This window comes from Streptomyces sp. NPDC050161, from assembly GCF_044460025.1.
Classification (GTDB): Bacteria; Actinomycetota; Actinomycetes; order Streptomycetales; family Streptomycetaceae; genus Streptomyces.
In genome coordinates this window covers 103,687-118,254 of the sequence record NZ_JBITJM010000007.1, presented here as the reverse complement: position 1 = coordinate 118,254, position 14,568 = coordinate 103,687, and the positions used below count along the sequence as shown (strand labels likewise).

The window sequence follows — 14,568 nt, the reverse complement described above, 5'->3', positions numbered from 1 at the left end:
GCGCCGCCGCACCGGTGGCGGACGGCGCGGGCGCGAGGGGCGCCGCCGTCGGCCCCGGGCGTGGGCTCGGGACACTTCACGGGAAAACGTTCTCCGGAAACTTGACCCATGAACCAGCAGCTTGTCAATGACTCATATCGCATTCTTCGGGGCGATTTCCCGGCATCTCGCCGGTAGATGGCGCCGCCGAGCCGCTCCCGCACACCGGACGGGGACAACGTTTGCCGCACCACGTACGGGGCGTATGCTCCGTCCGGCCCGCACGGGCCGTACGCGTCGAAGGAAGGGGGCCGGGAGACGGTGGTCGAAGTCACCCTCAAGGATGTCGCCCGCGCATCGGGCTGTTCCGTCGCCACGGTCTCCCGCGTCCTGGCGGGCACCCGCCCGGTCGGCGCCGAGACCGCCCGCAGGGTGCGGGACGCGGCCGAGCGCCTGGGCTACCGGCCCAACCACGTCGCCCGCGCCCTGCGCAGCCGCTCCACGGGCACGGTCGGCCTGGTCCTGCCGCAGATCACCAACCCGTTCTTCCCCGCCCTCGTCAGGGAACTGGAGCACGCCCTGCACGCCGAGGGCAGGGCGCTGCTGCTCGCCGACTGCGACGACGACCCGGAGACGGAGGCCGCCAGGATCGGCGCCCTGCTGGACCGGCAGGTCGACGCGCTCCTGGTGGTACCGGCCGACGAGCGGCGCAGCCGGCCCGCGGTGGCCGCGGCGGCGGCCCGGGTGCCGCTGGTGCTGCTCGACCGCGGCTGCGGCGCCGGTGTCGCCGATTCGGTGGCCGTGGACAACGCCGCGGGCATGGCGCTGGTCCTCGACCACCTGGCCGCGACCGGCCGCCGCAGGCCCTGCTTCGTCGGCGCGGCCGGGACGGCGTCGACGGCGGTCGAACGGCACGCGGCCTACGAGGCGGGCATCGGCGTCCTGGGCCCCGACGTCCCGCCTCGGGCCGAGTTGGGCGACTTCTCCGTGGCCTGGGGGAGGGCCGCCGTGGACCGGCTCTGGCCGTCCCGGCCCGACGCCCTGGTCTGCGCCAACGACCTCATCGCGGCCGGCGCGCTCCAGCAGCTGCGCCGGCTGGGCGCCGACGTGCCGGGCGAGGTCGCGGTCACCGGCTTCGACGACATCCCGCTGGCCGGCCTCGCCGACCCGGCCCTGACCACCGTCCGCCAGCCGGTCGCCGAACTCGCCGCGGAGGCCGCCGGGTTGCTCGTGCGCCGGCCGTCCGCAGCGGCCCCGGCGTCCCGCCGCGCGGTCCGTCTCGCGCCCCGGCTCGTCGTGCGGGGCTCCAGCGCGCCGGACCCGGCGGCGTCCGGGCGGTCCTGGACGCCCGCCTGAGACGGTCGGGCGCACAGGCGAAGGCCGCCACCACAGAGTGTGGTGACGGCCCGTTTCCGTGTGTGACCACTGCCCGCCGGCTGTTACCAGTTGCCGTCGATGGAGCCGCCCTCACAACCCTGGAACCACACCGGGTTGCCCTCCAGGACGGCTGCGCCCTGCAGGCACTTGAAGTACTTGGCGCTGAGGCCCGAGTGGTCGTCGTGGCCCCCCGCCATGGCGGTGCCGGCGCCGCTCAGGATGATGGTGGCGGCGAGAGCGGTGGCCGAGATGACGGCGCGGATGCGCATGGATACTCCTCATGGGTTCGCGGAGATACTGGCATGGACAGAGATCACCTTCGCGAACCACTTCAAAACGCCCACTACGCCGATCGTGTGAGCCGCCCGGTCAGCGGAAATTGACGCACCGTCAACGACGGGCCGCCTCCTGCTCGGCCTCGGCCCGCACCCGCAGCAGCTTCTTGTCGGGCTTGCCCGCGTCGGTCAGCGGCAGCGCGTCGGTGAAGGTGAGGTGGGCCGGCTCGTACATGGCGCCGCGCTCGGCGCGCACCATGTCGCGCAGCTGCTGCGCGTCGACGTCGCCGCCCGGCGCGCGGACCACGACCGCGTGCACCTGCTCCATCCGGTCCGCGTCCCGGACGCCGAAGACGGCGCTCTGCTGGACCTGCGGGTGCGTGTTGAGCAGGTCCTCCAGTTCGGTGGTGTACACGTGGCCGCCGACCACGACGATCATGTCCTTGATGCGGTCGACGATCGTCAAGTAGCCGTCGGTGTCGAGGAATCCGATGTCGCCGGTGTGCACCCAGCCGTCCCGCAGGACCTCGGCGGTCAGCTCGGGCTGCTTCCAGTAGCCCTTCATGATCATGTCGGAGCGTACGCAGACCTCGCCGTGCCCGCCGGGCGGCAGGTTGCGGCCCTGTTCGTCGCGGATGGCGACCTCGACGCCGGGCAGCACCTTGCCCGCGGAGCGCAGCCGGTCGGGCCGCTCCGGGTCGTGGTCGTCGGGCAGCAGGATGCTGATGGCGCCCGCCTCGTTCTGGCCGTAGCCCTGCATCAGGACCGGGCCGAAGGTGCGGATCGCGTCGGCGATGCGGGTGGGGGACGCCTGGCAGCCGCCGTAGGTCAGCCGGCGCAGGCTGCTGGTGTCGGTGTGCTGCGCGTCCGGGTGGTCCATCAGCTGGTAGAGCAGCGGCGGCAGCATGAACAGGTCGGTGATCCGCTCGCGTTCGATGGCGGCGAGGGCGGCGGCCGGGTCGAAGTCGTCGAGCAGCACGACGGTGCCGTCGGCGTTCAGGGTGGAGTCGGCCATGATGCCGGCGGCGTGCGCGAGGGTCGTGCAGACCAGCTGACGGGGCGGCTCGGCGTCCTCGGGGATGGCCCGGTGGAACCAGCGGGACTGCGAGAAGGTGCTGCAGATGCCCTTGGGGTGGCCGGTGGTGCCGCCGGTGTGGCGGATGGTGCAGACGTCCTCGGGCCGTGCGTCGCCCGCGAACGGCTCGGCGCTCTGTCCGGCGGCCAGCTCCAGCAGGTCGGTGCCGGTCTTCGCGGGGCCGAGCGCGAGGATGGCCGGGACCGGCGCCAACTCCGTGACCTCGATGGCCCGTTCGGCGTAACGGGGATCGACGATCAGGGCCTGGGTCTCGACGTCGCGCACGATGGCGGCCTGGGACTCGGCGGAGAGCTTGTTGTAGAGGTGGTTGACCCGGCAGCCGATGAGGTTGGCCGCGTAGCGCGCGGCGATGGTTTCCGGCGCGTTACCGCTCAGCAGGGTGACCGTCCGGCCGCGGCCCACGCCCTGGGTCCGCAGTGCCCGTGCCATCCGGTAGACGAGATCGCGCAGCTCACCCGCGGTGACCCGGCGGCCTTGGTGGACCAGTGTCGGACGCCCGGGGTCGGCGCCGAGCGCGTCGAGGTTCTCCTCCACGTAGGTGCGGAAGGACTGGGCAGCTGCTGGCATGGCGGGATTCCTCCTGGGACCGGGTGGCCCTGGCCGGGCGGTCCGGTGGGCGGTATACAGGCATTTAGTTGCTGGAGGCAACTAATCTCACGGTAGCGGTTACGGATCAACGACTCCAACCCGATGGACGGGATCCGGACGTTGTGCAGCAGCCGCCGAACGGGCCCCGGAAGGACCGGATCCGCAGTGGCGCGAGGGCCGCCGCAGGGGCGCTCGACGGCGCCCGGCGCCGGGCATGGCCGAGTCGTGCCGCGGGAGGGATGATGGTGCGCAACGGCAGCACGGCAGGAAAGGGCCGGTGTGCAGGAGCGCCACGGCTGCCGGCGGCCGGGCGCCGGCGGAAGGAGTGCCTGGATGGGTGCGACCGACGCGTTCCCCGACGACGTGGGCCCCGTCGGGGCGGGCCCGTCCGGCCCCGGCGGCCTGCTGGACGCGCTGGGCGTGGCCGCCGTGATGCTGGACGCGAACGGCCGGATCGCCCTGTGGAGCCCGCAGGCGGAGGAACTGTTCGGCTGGAGCGCGAAGGAGGCGCTCGGTGTGCCGGCCGCCAAGCTCCTGGTGCCGCCGGACCGCCACGACCTCGTCCTGGACCTGTTCGCCCAGGTCATGGCCAGCGGCGAGACCTGGGCCGGAGTCTTTCCTGTGCGGCACAAGGACGGCGACACCCGGCTCGTCGAATTCCGCAACATGCGGCTCACCGACGAACAGGGCCACTCCTACGCACTCGGCCTCGCCACCGACCGGAGCGTGCTGCGCCGCGTCGAGCAGGATCTGGCGCTTTCCGTACGGCTGGTGGCCCAGTCGCCGATCGGCCTCGCGGTCCTGGACACCGACCTGCGCTACGTCATGGTCAACCCGGCCCTGGAGCGGATCAACGGCATGCCCGCGTCCGCGCACGTCGGCCGTGACGCGCACGAAGCGCTCGGCTTCCTGGACACCGCCACCATCACGGCCAGCATGCGCAAGGTGCTCGCCACCGGCACGCCGCGGCTCAACCAGTTCCTCGTCGGATACCCGCCCGACGACCCCGGCAACGAGCACGCCTGGTCGGTGTCCCACTACCGCCTTGAGGACCCGGGCGGCAGGGTGCTGGGCCTGGCGACGTCGGTCGTGGACGTCACCGAGCAGCACCGGGCCGCATCCGAAGCGGCGCGGGCCCGCCGCAGGCTCGCCGTCATCGCCGACGCGTCGGCCACCGTCGGGACCACCCTCGACGTCGACCAGACCGCCCACGAACTGGCCGACGTCATCGTGCCCGAGCTGGCCGACCTCGCCGCGGTCGACGTGCTCGACGCCGTCCTGGACGGCAGGCGCCAGGCCACGCTCGGCCCCGGCGACGCCGCCCGCTTCCGCGCGCTCGCAGTGGCCACCGCCTTCCCGACCGACGCCGCGCAGGCCGCCGACCCGGCGGGACAGATCGCCTCCTACGACGCCGACCGCGTCATCACCCGCTGCGTGACCACCGGCCGGCCCGTCCTGATGGCGCGGGTGAGGGACGAGGACCTGGAGCGGATCGCCGTCGACAGCCGGGGCGCCGCGCTCCTGGCGCGGGCCGGGCTCCGCTCCTACCTGGCGGTGCCGCTGACCGCACGCGGTGAGGTGCTGGGCGCCCTCTCGCTCTACCGCGTCCGCAACGAGCTGCCGTTCGACGAGGACGACGTGGTCCTCGCCGTCGAGCTGTCCGCCCGCGCCGCCGTCGCCATCGACAACGCCCGCTCGTACCAGAGCGAACGCCGCACCGCGCTCACCCTCCAGCGGCACCTGATGAGCCATGCACCGCCGCAGCCGGCCGGCATGGAGATCGCCCACCGCTACCAGCCGGCCCGCGCCGCGGGCGAGATCGGCGGCGACTGGTTCGACGCCATCCCGGTGGCCGGCGACAAGACGGCCCTGGTCGTCGGCGACGTCATGGGCAGCGGCATCAACGCCGCCGCCACCATGGGGCAGTTGCGCACCACCACCCGCGCGCTGGCCGACCTCGACCTCGAACCCGCCCAGCTCCTGCGGCATCTGGACCACATCGCCGCCGGGCTCGACCCGGCCTTCGCGACCTGCGTGTACGCCGTCTACGACCCCCGCCGCCAGGAGTGCCGGATCGCGAGCGCGGGACACCTGCCGCCCGTCGTCGTCCGGCCCGGCCGCCGCCCCGAACTCCTCGACCTGCCGACCGGTGCCCCGCTCGGCGTCGGCGGCGTCCCGTTCGAGCAGACCGTCGTCGCCCTGCGCCCCGCCGACCAGTTGGTGCTCTACACCGACGGGCTGGTGGAAACCCGCGACGAATCGATCGACACCCGCCTGGAAGCCCTCGTCGACCTGCTGGCCGTCCCGCGCGACGACCTGGAGGAGCAGTGCGACCGCCTGCTGGGCGCCCTGCGGCAGCCGCACGGCCACGACGACGTGGCCCTGCTCATCGCCCGCGCCACGGGGGCCGACGCCGTCCGGTAACCCGCCGCACTCCGGTGTGCGGTGCGCCTCCCTGCCGCGGGGTTTCGGCCCGCGCCCACCTGGAGATGCGCAGGTGCACGGCAGCGTACGGAGGCGACATGGCTGAGGACGAGGCGGACGGCACACCCGCGATACCCGATGAGGAAACCCCGGCCGGGATACCGGTCCCGCGTACGGCGGGCGGGGCGCGGCGGCCCGCCCGCCGCGCTCTGCTCGCCGCCACCGCGGCGGCCGGCGTCGGCCTGCTCGCCGCCTGCGGCGACACCGGGAGCCGCGCCGACCCGGCCCCCGGAGCGGAGCCGCCGCGCGGCACGGGCCGGGCGTCGCCCGCACCGTCGGGCACAGGACCGGCGCCGGGAAAGACTGCGCGGCCGGGGAGGAAATACCCCGAACTCCCGCGCGGCGGACGGGAATTGTTCCCCCGCCACCGGCTGGTGGGCTTCTGCGGTCTGCCCGGCGCCGCGGCGCTCGGCAGGCTCGGGACCGGGGATCCGGGCGAGCGGGCCGACGAGATCGAGAAGCGGGCCCGTGCGTACGCAGGGGACCGCGAGGCGCTGCCGGTACTCGAACTCCTCGCGGTGGTCGCGACCGCGGCGCCGGGTCCTGACGGCCGGTACCGCTCGCGGACGCCGGACGCGACGATCCGCCGCTTCCACCGGATCGCGGCCGGCCATCGGGCGCTGCTGCTGCTCAACATCCAGCCGGGCCGCGCCCGGGTGCTCGACGAGGTCGAGGCGCTGCGTCCCTGGCTGCTCCGCCCCGACGTGGGGCTCGCGCTCGACCCGGAGTGGGAGATGGGGCCGGGGGAGGTGCCTGGCGACCGTTTCGGCCGTACCAGCGGACGCGAACTGACCGGCGTGGCCGACTACTTGTCCCGCCTGGTCGCCGCGCACGACCTGCCCGAGAAGCCGCTGGTCTTCCACCAGGTGGCCGCGTCCGTCCTGCGCCAGGAGTCCGCGCTGCGGCGCAGGCCGGGAGTCGCCCTGATCAAGAGCGCGGACGGGATCGGCTCCCCCGACCTGAAGCGGGCCACCTGGCGGCGGCTCGTCGGCAACCTTCCCGCCGGCGTCCACACCGGCTTCAAGCTCTTCTACGAGGAGGACGCGGAAGGCAGCAGCCGCCTGATGACCCCCGACGAGGTGCTGGCCCTGAGGCCGCGGCCGGAGTACGTGATGTACGAGTGAGCAGCGGCGGCAGCAGCGGCGGATGACCGGCCGCGGTCACCGTGGCGCAGGGCCGGCGGTGCCCCCGCGCGCCGTCCCGGGGCCACCGGGGGAGCAGTCCGCGTCGACCGGCGCCGCGTCCGGCCAGCCCAGCGGGTAGGGGTCGGACGCCGCGCCGGGTGCGGGGGGTTCGTCGCCCGCCGCGGCGAAGGCGTCCAGTGCGTCGACGAGCGCGGTGCGCTGCTCAGGAGCCAGCCGGCCGACGATGCCGGCGATCTCGCGGCGGCGGCGTGCGGTGACCTCTTCGACGATGCGCCGGCCCTGGCCGGTCAGCCCCAGCCGGGTCTCGCGGCGGTCACCGGGGTTGACCCGCCGCTCGGCGAAACCGGCGGTGATCAGCCGGTCGGCCATGCGCATCGCGGTGGACGGATTGACCCCCAGCCAGTCGGCGACCTCGACGAGCTTGGCCGTGCCGTGGCTGGACAGCGCGACCAGCAGCCGGAACTGCGGCAGCGTCACCCGGCCTTCCACCGCGGCCAGCGAACGGGCGGAGACCGCCACCAGGACGCGGGACGCGGTCAGCACCGCGCGGGTCACGGCGTCGACGTCATCGGGCTGCCCGGAGAGGGGTGCGGCTGCGTCCATGCCCCTGTTCTATCCCGGGGCGGCCCGCCCCGCCGGGCCGGGGTCGGCGGGCGCGGGCCGCAGCCCGGCCGCCGCCTCCCGGCCCGGGGCGGCCCGTTACTTCACCGCACCCAGGGACAGGCCCTGGACGAGCTTGTCCTGGGCGGCGAACCCGGCGATCAGCACCGGCAGCGAGATGACGGTGGCGGCGGCGCAGACCTTGGCGAGGAACAGGCCCTGGCTGGTGACGAATCCGGTCAGGAACACCGGCGACGTCCCCGCGACGATGCCCGTCAGGACGCGGGCGAACAGCAGCTCGTTCCAGCTGAAGATGAACGAGATCAGGGCGGTGGCGGCGATGCCCGGCATGGCGACCGGCGCGACGATGCGCAGCAGGGTGGTGCCGAGACCCGCGCCGTCGATGGACGCCGCCTCCAGCATCTCGACGGGTACCTCGGCGAGGAAGGACCGCATCATCCACACCGCGATCGGGAGGTTCATCGAGGTGTAGAGGATGACCAGCAGCCAGATGCTGTCCAGCATCCCGGTGTTCTGCGCGACCAGGTAGATGGGCAGCAGTCCCGCCACCAGCGGCAGCATCTTGGTGGAGAGGAAGAAGAACATCACGTCGCTCCACTTGCGCACCGGCCGGATCGACAGGGCGTAGGCCGCCGGCACCGCGAGGAGCAGGACGAGCAGGGTGGAAACGACCGAAGCGGTCAGCGAGTTGATCAGTGGCGGCCAGGGGCTGATGCCGGTGCCCGCGCCGAAGAACTCGCGGTAGCCGTGCAGGGTGAGCGGCGCGGCGATGCTCGGCGGGTTGGTCGCCGCGTCCTGCTCGCTGTGCAGGGACGTGAGCACCATCCAGGCGACGGGCAGGAAGAAGGCGATGCCGCACAGCCAGGCGACCAGGCCCAGCAGGCTGCCACGGCGGCGGCGCCTGCGCAGTGCGGGGGAAGCGGAACGGGTCGGGGACGCACTGCTCATCGGGTGACCTCCTCGCGCAGCAGGGACGACACCGCGCGCAGCGCGAACGTCGCCACCAGCAGCGAACACAGCACGACGACGACGCCCTGGGCGGACGCCCGTCCGTAGTCATGGGCCTGGTAGAAGGTCTGGTAGATGGTGTAGGGGAGATTGGCCGTTCCCAGGCCGCCCGAGGTGATGGTGAACACCGCGTCGAAGTTCTGCACGACGTACACCGTGCCCAGCAGGGCGGCGAGTTCGAGATAGCGGCGCAGGTGAGGAAGTGTCAGGTAGCGGAAGACGTCGAAGGTCGTGGCCCCGTCCATCCGGGCCGCCTCGACGGCGTCGGTCGGCCGGCTCTGCAGCCCGGCCAGCAGGATCAGCATCATGAACGGCGTCCACTGCCAGATCAGCGACACCTCCACGGCGGCCAGCGGCGCATCGGTCATCCAGTCGGGCTGCGGCGGGTTGTCGCTGCCGAACAGGCCCCATATCCAGGACAGGCAGCCGTTGATGAACCCGTACGACGCGTTGTACAGCGCGTGCTTCCACAGCAGGGCGGAGGCGACGGGCACCACCAGGAACGGCGTGATGAGCAGGGTGCGGACGATGCCGCGACCGCGGAAGCCGCGGTCGAGCAGCAGCGCGAGCCCCAGGCCGAGCAGCAGGCTCACCAGCACCACGGTCACGGTCAGCAGCACGGTCGTGCCGACCGACGCGCGCATCGCCGGGTCCGTGAACACCGCCGCGTAGTTGTCGAAGGCGGCGAAGCCGCGGTTGTCGGGGGCCAGCGCGTTCCAGCGGGCGAAGGAGATCACCACGGTGGCCACGAACGGCAGTTGGGTCACGATGATCAGGAAGACCAGTGCGGGCAGCAGGGGCGCACGGCGCGCCCAGTCCTTCGCGCGCTGCGCCCGCAGGCCGCGGGCGGTCTCAGCGGTCGGTGTAGGCACGTGCCACCTCCTCGGCGAGGCGCTGGCTGTTCTTCAGCGCCGCGGGCACGCTCTGCTTGCCCGCGATGGCCGAACTGACCTCCTGGGACACCTTGGTGCCCAGATCGGAGAACTCGGGTATGCCCACGAACTGGATGCCGGGCGCGGGCCGTGGCTGCACTCCGGGATCGTCGGGGCGGGCCGACCTGATGGCCTGCTCCGTCGCCGGCGCGAAGGCACCCGAATCCTTGAGGTACGCGGGGTCGCGGTAGAGGGAGGCGCGCTTGCCGCCCGGCGCCCGCGACCAGCCCAACTCCCGGGCCACCAGCCGCTCGTACTTCTTGCTCGACGCCCAGGAGACGAACTTCCAGGCGGCGTCCTGGTGCGTGCTCGCCTTCTGGATGCCCCACGCCCAGGTGTAGAGCCAGCCCGCGCTGCGGGTCCGCTCGACCGGCGCAGGGGCGTAGCCGACCTTGCCCGCCACCTTGGAATCGGCGCTCTCCAGCGAGCCCGCGCCGGCCGTCGCGTCGTACCACATGGCGACCTTGCCCTGCTGCATGTCGTTGAGGCACTCGGTGTAGCCGGCCTGCGGCGCGCCCGCCTCGCCGTGCTTGCGGACCAGGTCGACGTAGAAGCGGGTGGCCTCGGTGAACTGCGGGCTGTCGAGCTTCGCCTTCCAGTCCTTGGTGAACCAGGTGCCGCCGAAGGTGTTGACGACGGTGCTCAGCGGCGCGGCCAGCTGCCCCCAACCGGGCTGCCCGCGCAGGCAGATGCCCTTGAGCCCCTTCCGGGATCCGTCCAGCTTCGCGGCCAGCGCGGCGACCTGCCGCCAGGTCGGGTGGGCGGGCATGGTCAGCCCCGCGGCCTTGACGAGGTCCTTGCGGTACATCAGGAACGAGGACTCGCCGTAGAACGGCTCCGCGTAGATCTTGCCGTCCGCCGCGGTGAGCGACTCGCGGACCGGCTCCAGGATGTCCTTCTGGTCGAACTCCCGGTCCTTGGCGGCCCGTTCGCCCAGCGGGGTCAGCCAGCCGTTGCGGGCGTAGATCGGCGTCTCGTAGTTGCTCAGGCTCGCCACGTCGTACTGCCCGGCCTGGCTGGAGAAGTCCTGGCTCATCTTGTCGCGCAGATCGTCCTCGGGCAGCACGGTGAAGTTCACCTTGATGCCGGTCTCCTTGGTGAAGTGGGCGGCCGTCAGCCGCTGCAGATCCACCATCTGCGGGTTGTTCACCATCAGGACGTTGATGGTGTGCGCGCCGTCGTTGCCGACGTCACCCGCGCCGCGATAGCAGCCGGCGGTGGCCAGCGACAGGGTCAGGGTGACCGCGGTCAGCGCGGTGGCGCGGCCTCGGCTGCTGCCAGGGGATCGTGCTCTCACACTCGTACCTTTCTGGGGACATCCGTCGGCCCGGCGGCCGGTGCACGCCGGTCCGCGAGCCCGCGGCGGGCGCGGGGGACCGGCCGGCGGCCGTGCGGGCCGCCGACGCCGGTGGTGTGCGATGCGGTACGGGCCTGCGCTCCGGGCGGCCCGTACCGGTCAGACCCGGAGCACCTGCGGCCCCAGGAGGGAGTAGCGGTGGGCCTCGGGCCCGGAGAGACCGGCGTCGGTGACGATCGTGTCGACGTCACCGATTCCGGCGAAACGGCAGAAACTGCTCGCACCGAACTTGCTGTGCACACCGACCAGCACCCGCCGCCGCGACGAGCGGACGGCCTGTTCCTTCACGTCGGCGACGGCCGGGTCCGGGGTGGTCAGGCCGTGCTCACGGGAGATGCCGTTCGCGCCCAGGAACGCCAGGTCGATGACGAACCGGGCGAGCATGTCCCGCGCCCACGACCCCACCGTGGCCTGCGTGCCCGACCGCACCCGCCCGCCGGCCAGCAGGACGGTGGTGGAGTCGGAAGCCGACACCAGGGACGCGGTGCGCAGCGACGGCGTGATCACGGTCAGCGGCCGGTCGGCGGGCAGCAGCGCGGCGACCAGCTCCGGCGTGTAGCCCTCGTCCACGAACACCGTCTCGGCCTCGCCGACCAACTGCGCCGCAGCCGCGGCGATCCGGCGCTTCTCCGCGACCTGCTGGGTCTCGCGCCGGGCCAGGGTGGTCTCGAATCCGGCGCTCTCGACCGGATACGCGGCGCCGTGGGTGCGCCGGATCAGGCCCCGGCGCTCCAGTGCGCTCAGGTCGCGCCGCACGGTTTCCCGGGCGACCCGGAACTCCTCCGCGGCGTCCGCGACGTCGACCCGGCCGGTCTGCCGGGCGAGCACGAGGATCCGGTGCTGACGTTCCTCGGCCCTCATGGTGTTCTCCTGTGCATAGCGACGATCCGTTCGGTCACGGGCTTGCCCGTTTCTGCCCGCCCGAGGTTTATAGCAACCGTTCCCCCACCGTCGGCTGCCCGTGACCGCAGGAAAGATGCCTGTTTCTGCCCGCTGTGCGGCGCCTCGGACAGGACCGGGCGGACCAGGCATGCCCGTACGGGCCCCACGGGCGGCCCGCGGGCGTCCCGGTGTGTGCGATTCGGCCGGTGTCCGGTGGCCGAAAGAGCACTTGTTGACCGTTTCGGACCGGCCGGGGCGCTTCGGGATCACTCGCGAGAAGGGTTCGGTACGTCCCGAGAACGGCTCTGACCGGCGACGGACCACTGCTGGGGCACCACGGCGGGGCGTCCGGGCCGGGAACCGCCCCGCGTACGCCAGTGGCCGCAACGGTGAGGGTGGGCACGAGGGCGCTTAGGCTGGGCGGTATGAGTGCGGAAATGCGGTCGTTGGCGGTCACTGCGATCGCGCAGGGGGACGAGTGTGCGGTCCTGCGGGTGACAGGGGAGCTGGACCTCCGCACCGAGCAGGCTTTTCTCGCCGAGGCCAGGTCCGTCGTCTCGGCCGGTCATCGCTTCCTGGTGCTCGACCTGACCGCCCTGCGCTTCTGCGACTCCCGCGGCCTGAGCTGCCTGCTCGCCCTGGAATGGCTGTGCCGGAAGCTGGAGGGCCGGCTGTTCCTGGCCTCGCTCGGCGTACGGATGCTGCGGCTGCTGGTCGGCACCCAGTCCCTGAACGTCTTCTCCTGCTACCCCACCGTCGGCCACGCCCTGGCGGCGGTGCCCGACGGCAGCCGCCCGGCCTGGCCGCCGCCGATGGACGAGCCCGCGCCGACGGCAGGCGACGAGTCGGCCTGAGCCCGCCGGAACGGCCCCGCACCGCCCGGCGGCCGACACCGGACGCACCCCGGCGATTGCTACGCTGCGGCCACGACCGGACACGGTGAGAGGGGGCGCGAGGTGCCGGGTGCCGAGGCGGTGCGACCACGTCGCGGGCGGCCGTCCCTCCGCAAGGAGGTCGCCGACGAAATCAAGCGCCACATGCTCGACAACCGGATGCGTCCCGGCGACCCGCTGCCGACCGAGGCCGAACTCTGCGCGACGCTGCGCGCCAGCCGCTCCAGCGTCCGCGAGGCGGTCAAGTCGCTGGCCGCACTGGACATCGTCGAGGTCAGGCACGGGCACGGCACCTACGTCGGCACCCTGGGCCTGTCGGCGCTGGCCGAGAGCATGACCTTCCGCGGACTGCTCAGCCCCGGCGACGCCTTCCGCGGCTACGCCGACCTCGTCGACGTCAGGGAACTCTTCGAGCGGGGCAACGCCGAACGCATCGTCGGCGCGCTCACCCCAGGACACCTGGACAGGCTGGACGGCCTGGTGGCGGAGATGGAGCGGCACCGCGCGGGCGGCGACGCGTTCCTGGCCGCCGACCGCGCCTTCCACACCCTGCTCGTCGAACCGCTCGGCAACGACCTCATCAGCCAGCTGTCCCAGGCGCTCTGGGACAGCTACGCCGGCGTCGGACCCCACCTCGGCCTGATCACGGCCGAGGACGAACGGCACACCGTCGACGTGCACCGCCACCTCACCGACACCGCCAAGGCCGGCGACGCCGCCGCCTTCGCCGCCGCCGTGACCGACCACTACGCACCGGTGCGCCGACGGCTGGCGAAGGCCCGCACCGCGGCCGGGAACGGCACGTCCGCTACGGTGCCGTGCCGTCGCGCAGCGCGCCGATGAGCGCCGCCACCGACGGCCGCCGGCGCGACGCGGCACCGACGGCGACGACGAGCTGCCGCTCCACCCGGTCCCGCAGCGGCACCGCAGCGATGCCCTGCGACCGCAGCCGCAGCATCAGCTCCGTCAGCGGCGCGACCCCGAGACCCGCCGCGACCATCGCCAGCGACGTCGCCGTATCGGTGACCTCGTGCACCACGTGCGGCTCGAACCCGGCGCGGCGGCAGACCACCCGCATCGCCCGCCCGTAGTACGAGCCGGCCGCCGGCAGGATCCAGTCGAGACCGGCCGCGTCGGCCAGCTGCAGCGGGGCGTACGGCGGCCCGGCCTCCCGCGGCACCCGCTCGCCCGGCGGCGCGGCCCCGGCGGGCACGGCCAGCGAGAACCGCTCGGAGCGCAGCCGCACCACCTCCACGTCGCCGTCCCTGGCGAGCGGCGCGTCCGGATAGTCGAGGCCGAGTGCCAGGTCCACCCGCCCGGCGCACACCTCGGCGTACGCCTGGTCCACGTCCACCTCGCGGCTCACCACGCGGACCCCGGGGTGCCGGGCCCGCAGCCGGTCCAGGGCGGGCGGCAGCAGGGCGGCGGCTGCGGTACCGAAGACCCCGAGCCGCAGCCGCGCCACGACCTCGGCGCGGCCGTGCTCCAGGGCCGCCACCGCCTCCGCCTGCGCAGCCAGGATCCGCTCCGCGTGCCGCGCGAGGGTGTGCCCGGCGTCGGTCAGCTCCACCCTGCGGCCCGTCCGCCGCACCAGCTCCGTGCCGGTGGCCCGCTCCAGCGCGGCGATCTGCTGCGAGACGGCGCCCGGTGTGTAGCCGAGCGCCGCGGCAGCCGCGGTCATCGTGCCGCTGCGGGTCAGCTCCAGGAGCGTTCTGAGCTGAACTCCCGGAAATTCCATGGCAAGAGGGTAGAGGGCGCCCCGCAGCCGCGCCGCCCGCCGGACGCCGGGAGGAGGCGTACGACGGCGTGCCCGCCCCCCGGAAGCGGCCCGGCACGCCCCTCCCGCAGCGTTCCTGATAGATCACCTTGAGCAACTGTGCATGGACGCAGAGCAGCCCGGTGCCGCACCATCGGAAGGAACCCACCACGCA

At 73.3% G+C, this 14,568-nt stretch carries 13 protein-coding genes; 5 read left to right on the top strand and 8 right to left on the bottom strand.

Annotation, left to right across the window (positions count from 1 at the left end):
- Positions 1–300 precede the first annotated feature (300 nt).
- Positions 301–1,335 (top strand): LacI family DNA-binding transcriptional regulator, encoded by a 1,035-nt coding sequence (locus tag ACIBK8_RS14835; protein WP_399042178.1) that lies wholly within the window; start codon positions 301–303, stop codon positions 1,333–1,335.
- An 83-nt stretch (positions 1,336–1,418) separates the two neighbouring features.
- On the opposite strand, the gene ACIBK8_RS14830 is transcribed toward ACIBK8_RS14835, so the two are convergent.
- Positions 1,419–1,625 (bottom strand): hypothetical protein, encoded by a 207-nt coding sequence (locus ACIBK8_RS14830; protein ID WP_399042177.1) that lies wholly within the window; start codon positions 1,623–1,625, stop codon positions 1,419–1,421.
- Between the two features lie 121 nt (positions 1,626–1,746).
- A complete protein-coding gene (locus ACIBK8_RS14825) occupies positions 1,747–3,294 on the bottom strand; it encodes an AMP-binding protein (protein WP_399042176.1) in 1,548 nt (515 codons plus the stop codon).
- 354 nt (positions 3,295–3,648) lie between these two features.
- On the opposite strand from ACIBK8_RS14825, the gene ACIBK8_RS14820 reads away from it, so the two are divergent.
- Positions 3,649–5,739: a SpoIIE family protein phosphatase gene (locus tag ACIBK8_RS14820; protein ID WP_399042175.1), complete on the top strand. Its 2,091-nt coding sequence runs from the start codon at positions 3,649–3,651 to the stop codon at positions 5,737–5,739.
- Between the two features lie 98 nt (positions 5,740–5,837).
- Positions 5,838–6,923 (top strand): hypothetical protein, encoded by a 1,086-nt coding sequence (locus ACIBK8_RS14815; protein WP_399042174.1) that lies wholly within the window; start codon positions 5,838–5,840, stop codon positions 6,921–6,923.
- Between the two features lie 36 nt (positions 6,924–6,959).
- On the opposite strand, the gene ACIBK8_RS14810 is transcribed toward ACIBK8_RS14815, so the two are convergent.
- The 5 genes from ACIBK8_RS14810 to ACIBK8_RS14790 all read right to left on the bottom strand — a co-directional run bounded on the left by ACIBK8_RS14810 (position 6,960) and on the right by ACIBK8_RS14790 (position 11,723).
- Positions 6,960–7,547 (bottom strand): MarR family winged helix-turn-helix transcriptional regulator, encoded by a 588-nt coding sequence (locus tag ACIBK8_RS14810; protein WP_399042173.1) that lies wholly within the window; start codon positions 7,545–7,547, stop codon positions 6,960–6,962.
- Between the two features lie 96 nt (positions 7,548–7,643).
- Positions 7,644–8,513, bottom strand: a complete 870-nt coding sequence (locus ACIBK8_RS14805) for a carbohydrate ABC transporter permease (protein WP_393688510.1) — start codon at positions 8,511–8,513, stop codon at positions 7,644–7,646.
- The gene (locus tag ACIBK8_RS14800; protein ID WP_399042172.1) at positions 8,510–9,445 is read right to left on the bottom strand and encodes a carbohydrate ABC transporter permease; all 936 of its coding nucleotides are present in this window, start codon (positions 9,443–9,445) and stop codon (positions 8,510–8,512) included. The genes ACIBK8_RS14805 and ACIBK8_RS14800 overlap by 4 nt, the downstream gene beginning before the upstream one ends.
- The gene (locus ACIBK8_RS14795) at positions 9,426–10,802 is read right to left on the bottom strand and encodes an ABC transporter substrate-binding protein (RefSeq protein WP_399042171.1); all 1,377 of its coding nucleotides are present in this window, start codon (positions 10,800–10,802) and stop codon (positions 9,426–9,428) included. Before ACIBK8_RS14795 ends, ACIBK8_RS14800 begins: the two co-directional genes overlap by 20 nt.
- A 159-nt stretch (positions 10,803–10,961) precedes the next feature.
- On the bottom strand, positions 10,962–11,723 hold the full coding sequence (locus ACIBK8_RS14790) for a DeoR/GlpR family DNA-binding transcription regulator (protein WP_399042170.1): 762 nt from the start codon (positions 11,721–11,723) through the stop codon (positions 10,962–10,964).
- A gap of 446 nt (positions 11,724–12,169) precedes the next feature.
- Here ACIBK8_RS14790 and ACIBK8_RS14785 point away from each other — a divergent pair, with 446 nt between their 5' ends.
- Together ACIBK8_RS14785 and ACIBK8_RS14780 are read left to right on the top strand one after the other, a co-directional pair.
- Positions 12,170–12,598: an STAS domain-containing protein gene (locus ACIBK8_RS14785; RefSeq protein ID WP_399042169.1), complete on the top strand. Its 429-nt coding sequence runs from the start codon at positions 12,170–12,172 to the stop codon at positions 12,596–12,598.
- A 120-nt stretch (positions 12,599–12,718) separates the two neighbouring features.
- The gene (locus ACIBK8_RS14780) at positions 12,719–13,480 is read left to right on the top strand and encodes a FadR/GntR family transcriptional regulator (RefSeq protein ID WP_399042168.1); all 762 of its coding nucleotides are present in this window, start codon (positions 12,719–12,721) and stop codon (positions 13,478–13,480) included.
- On the opposite strand, the gene ACIBK8_RS14775 is transcribed toward ACIBK8_RS14780, so the two are convergent.
- Positions 13,446–14,375 carry a LysR family transcriptional regulator gene (locus ACIBK8_RS14775; protein ID WP_399042167.1) on the bottom strand — a complete coding sequence of 310 codons (930 nt, stop codon included), beginning with the start codon at positions 14,373–14,375 and terminating at the stop codon, positions 13,446–13,448. The two genes, ACIBK8_RS14780 and ACIBK8_RS14775, sit on opposite strands and share 35 nt — an antisense overlap.
- Positions 14,376–14,568 lie beyond the last annotated feature (193 nt).

Coding starts and splice junctions, on each gene's coding strand:
- ACIBK8_RS14830 (WP_399042177.1), bottom strand. CDS start 1,625: ATGCGCATCCGCGCCGTCATCTCGGCCACCGCTCTCGCCGCCACCATC.
- ACIBK8_RS14825 (WP_399042176.1), bottom strand. CDS start 3,294: ATGCCAGCAGCTGCCCAGTCCTTCCGCACCTACGTGGAGGAGAACCTC.
- ACIBK8_RS14820 (WP_399042175.1), top strand. CDS start 3,649: ATGGGTGCGACCGACGCGTTCCCCGACGACGTGGGCCCCGTCGGGGCG.
- ACIBK8_RS14815 (WP_399042174.1), top strand. CDS start 5,838: ATGGCTGAGGACGAGGCGGACGGCACACCCGCGATACCCGATGAGGAA.
- ACIBK8_RS14810 (WP_399042173.1), bottom strand. CDS start 7,547: ATGGACGCAGCCGCACCCCTCTCCGGGCAGCCCGATGACGTCGACGCC.
- ACIBK8_RS14805 (WP_393688510.1), bottom strand. CDS start 8,513: ATGAGCAGTGCGTCCCCGACCCGTTCCGCTTCCCCCGCACTGCGCAGG.
- ACIBK8_RS14790 (WP_399042170.1), bottom strand. CDS start 11,723: ATGAGGGCCGAGGAACGTCAGCACCGGATCCTCGTGCTCGCCCGGCAG.
- ACIBK8_RS14785 (WP_399042169.1), top strand. CDS start 12,170: ATGAGTGCGGAAATGCGGTCGTTGGCGGTCACTGCGATCGCGCAGGGG.
- ACIBK8_RS14775 (WP_399042167.1), bottom strand. CDS start 14,375: ATGGAATTTCCGGGAGTTCAGCTCAGAACGCTCCTGGAGCTGACCCGC.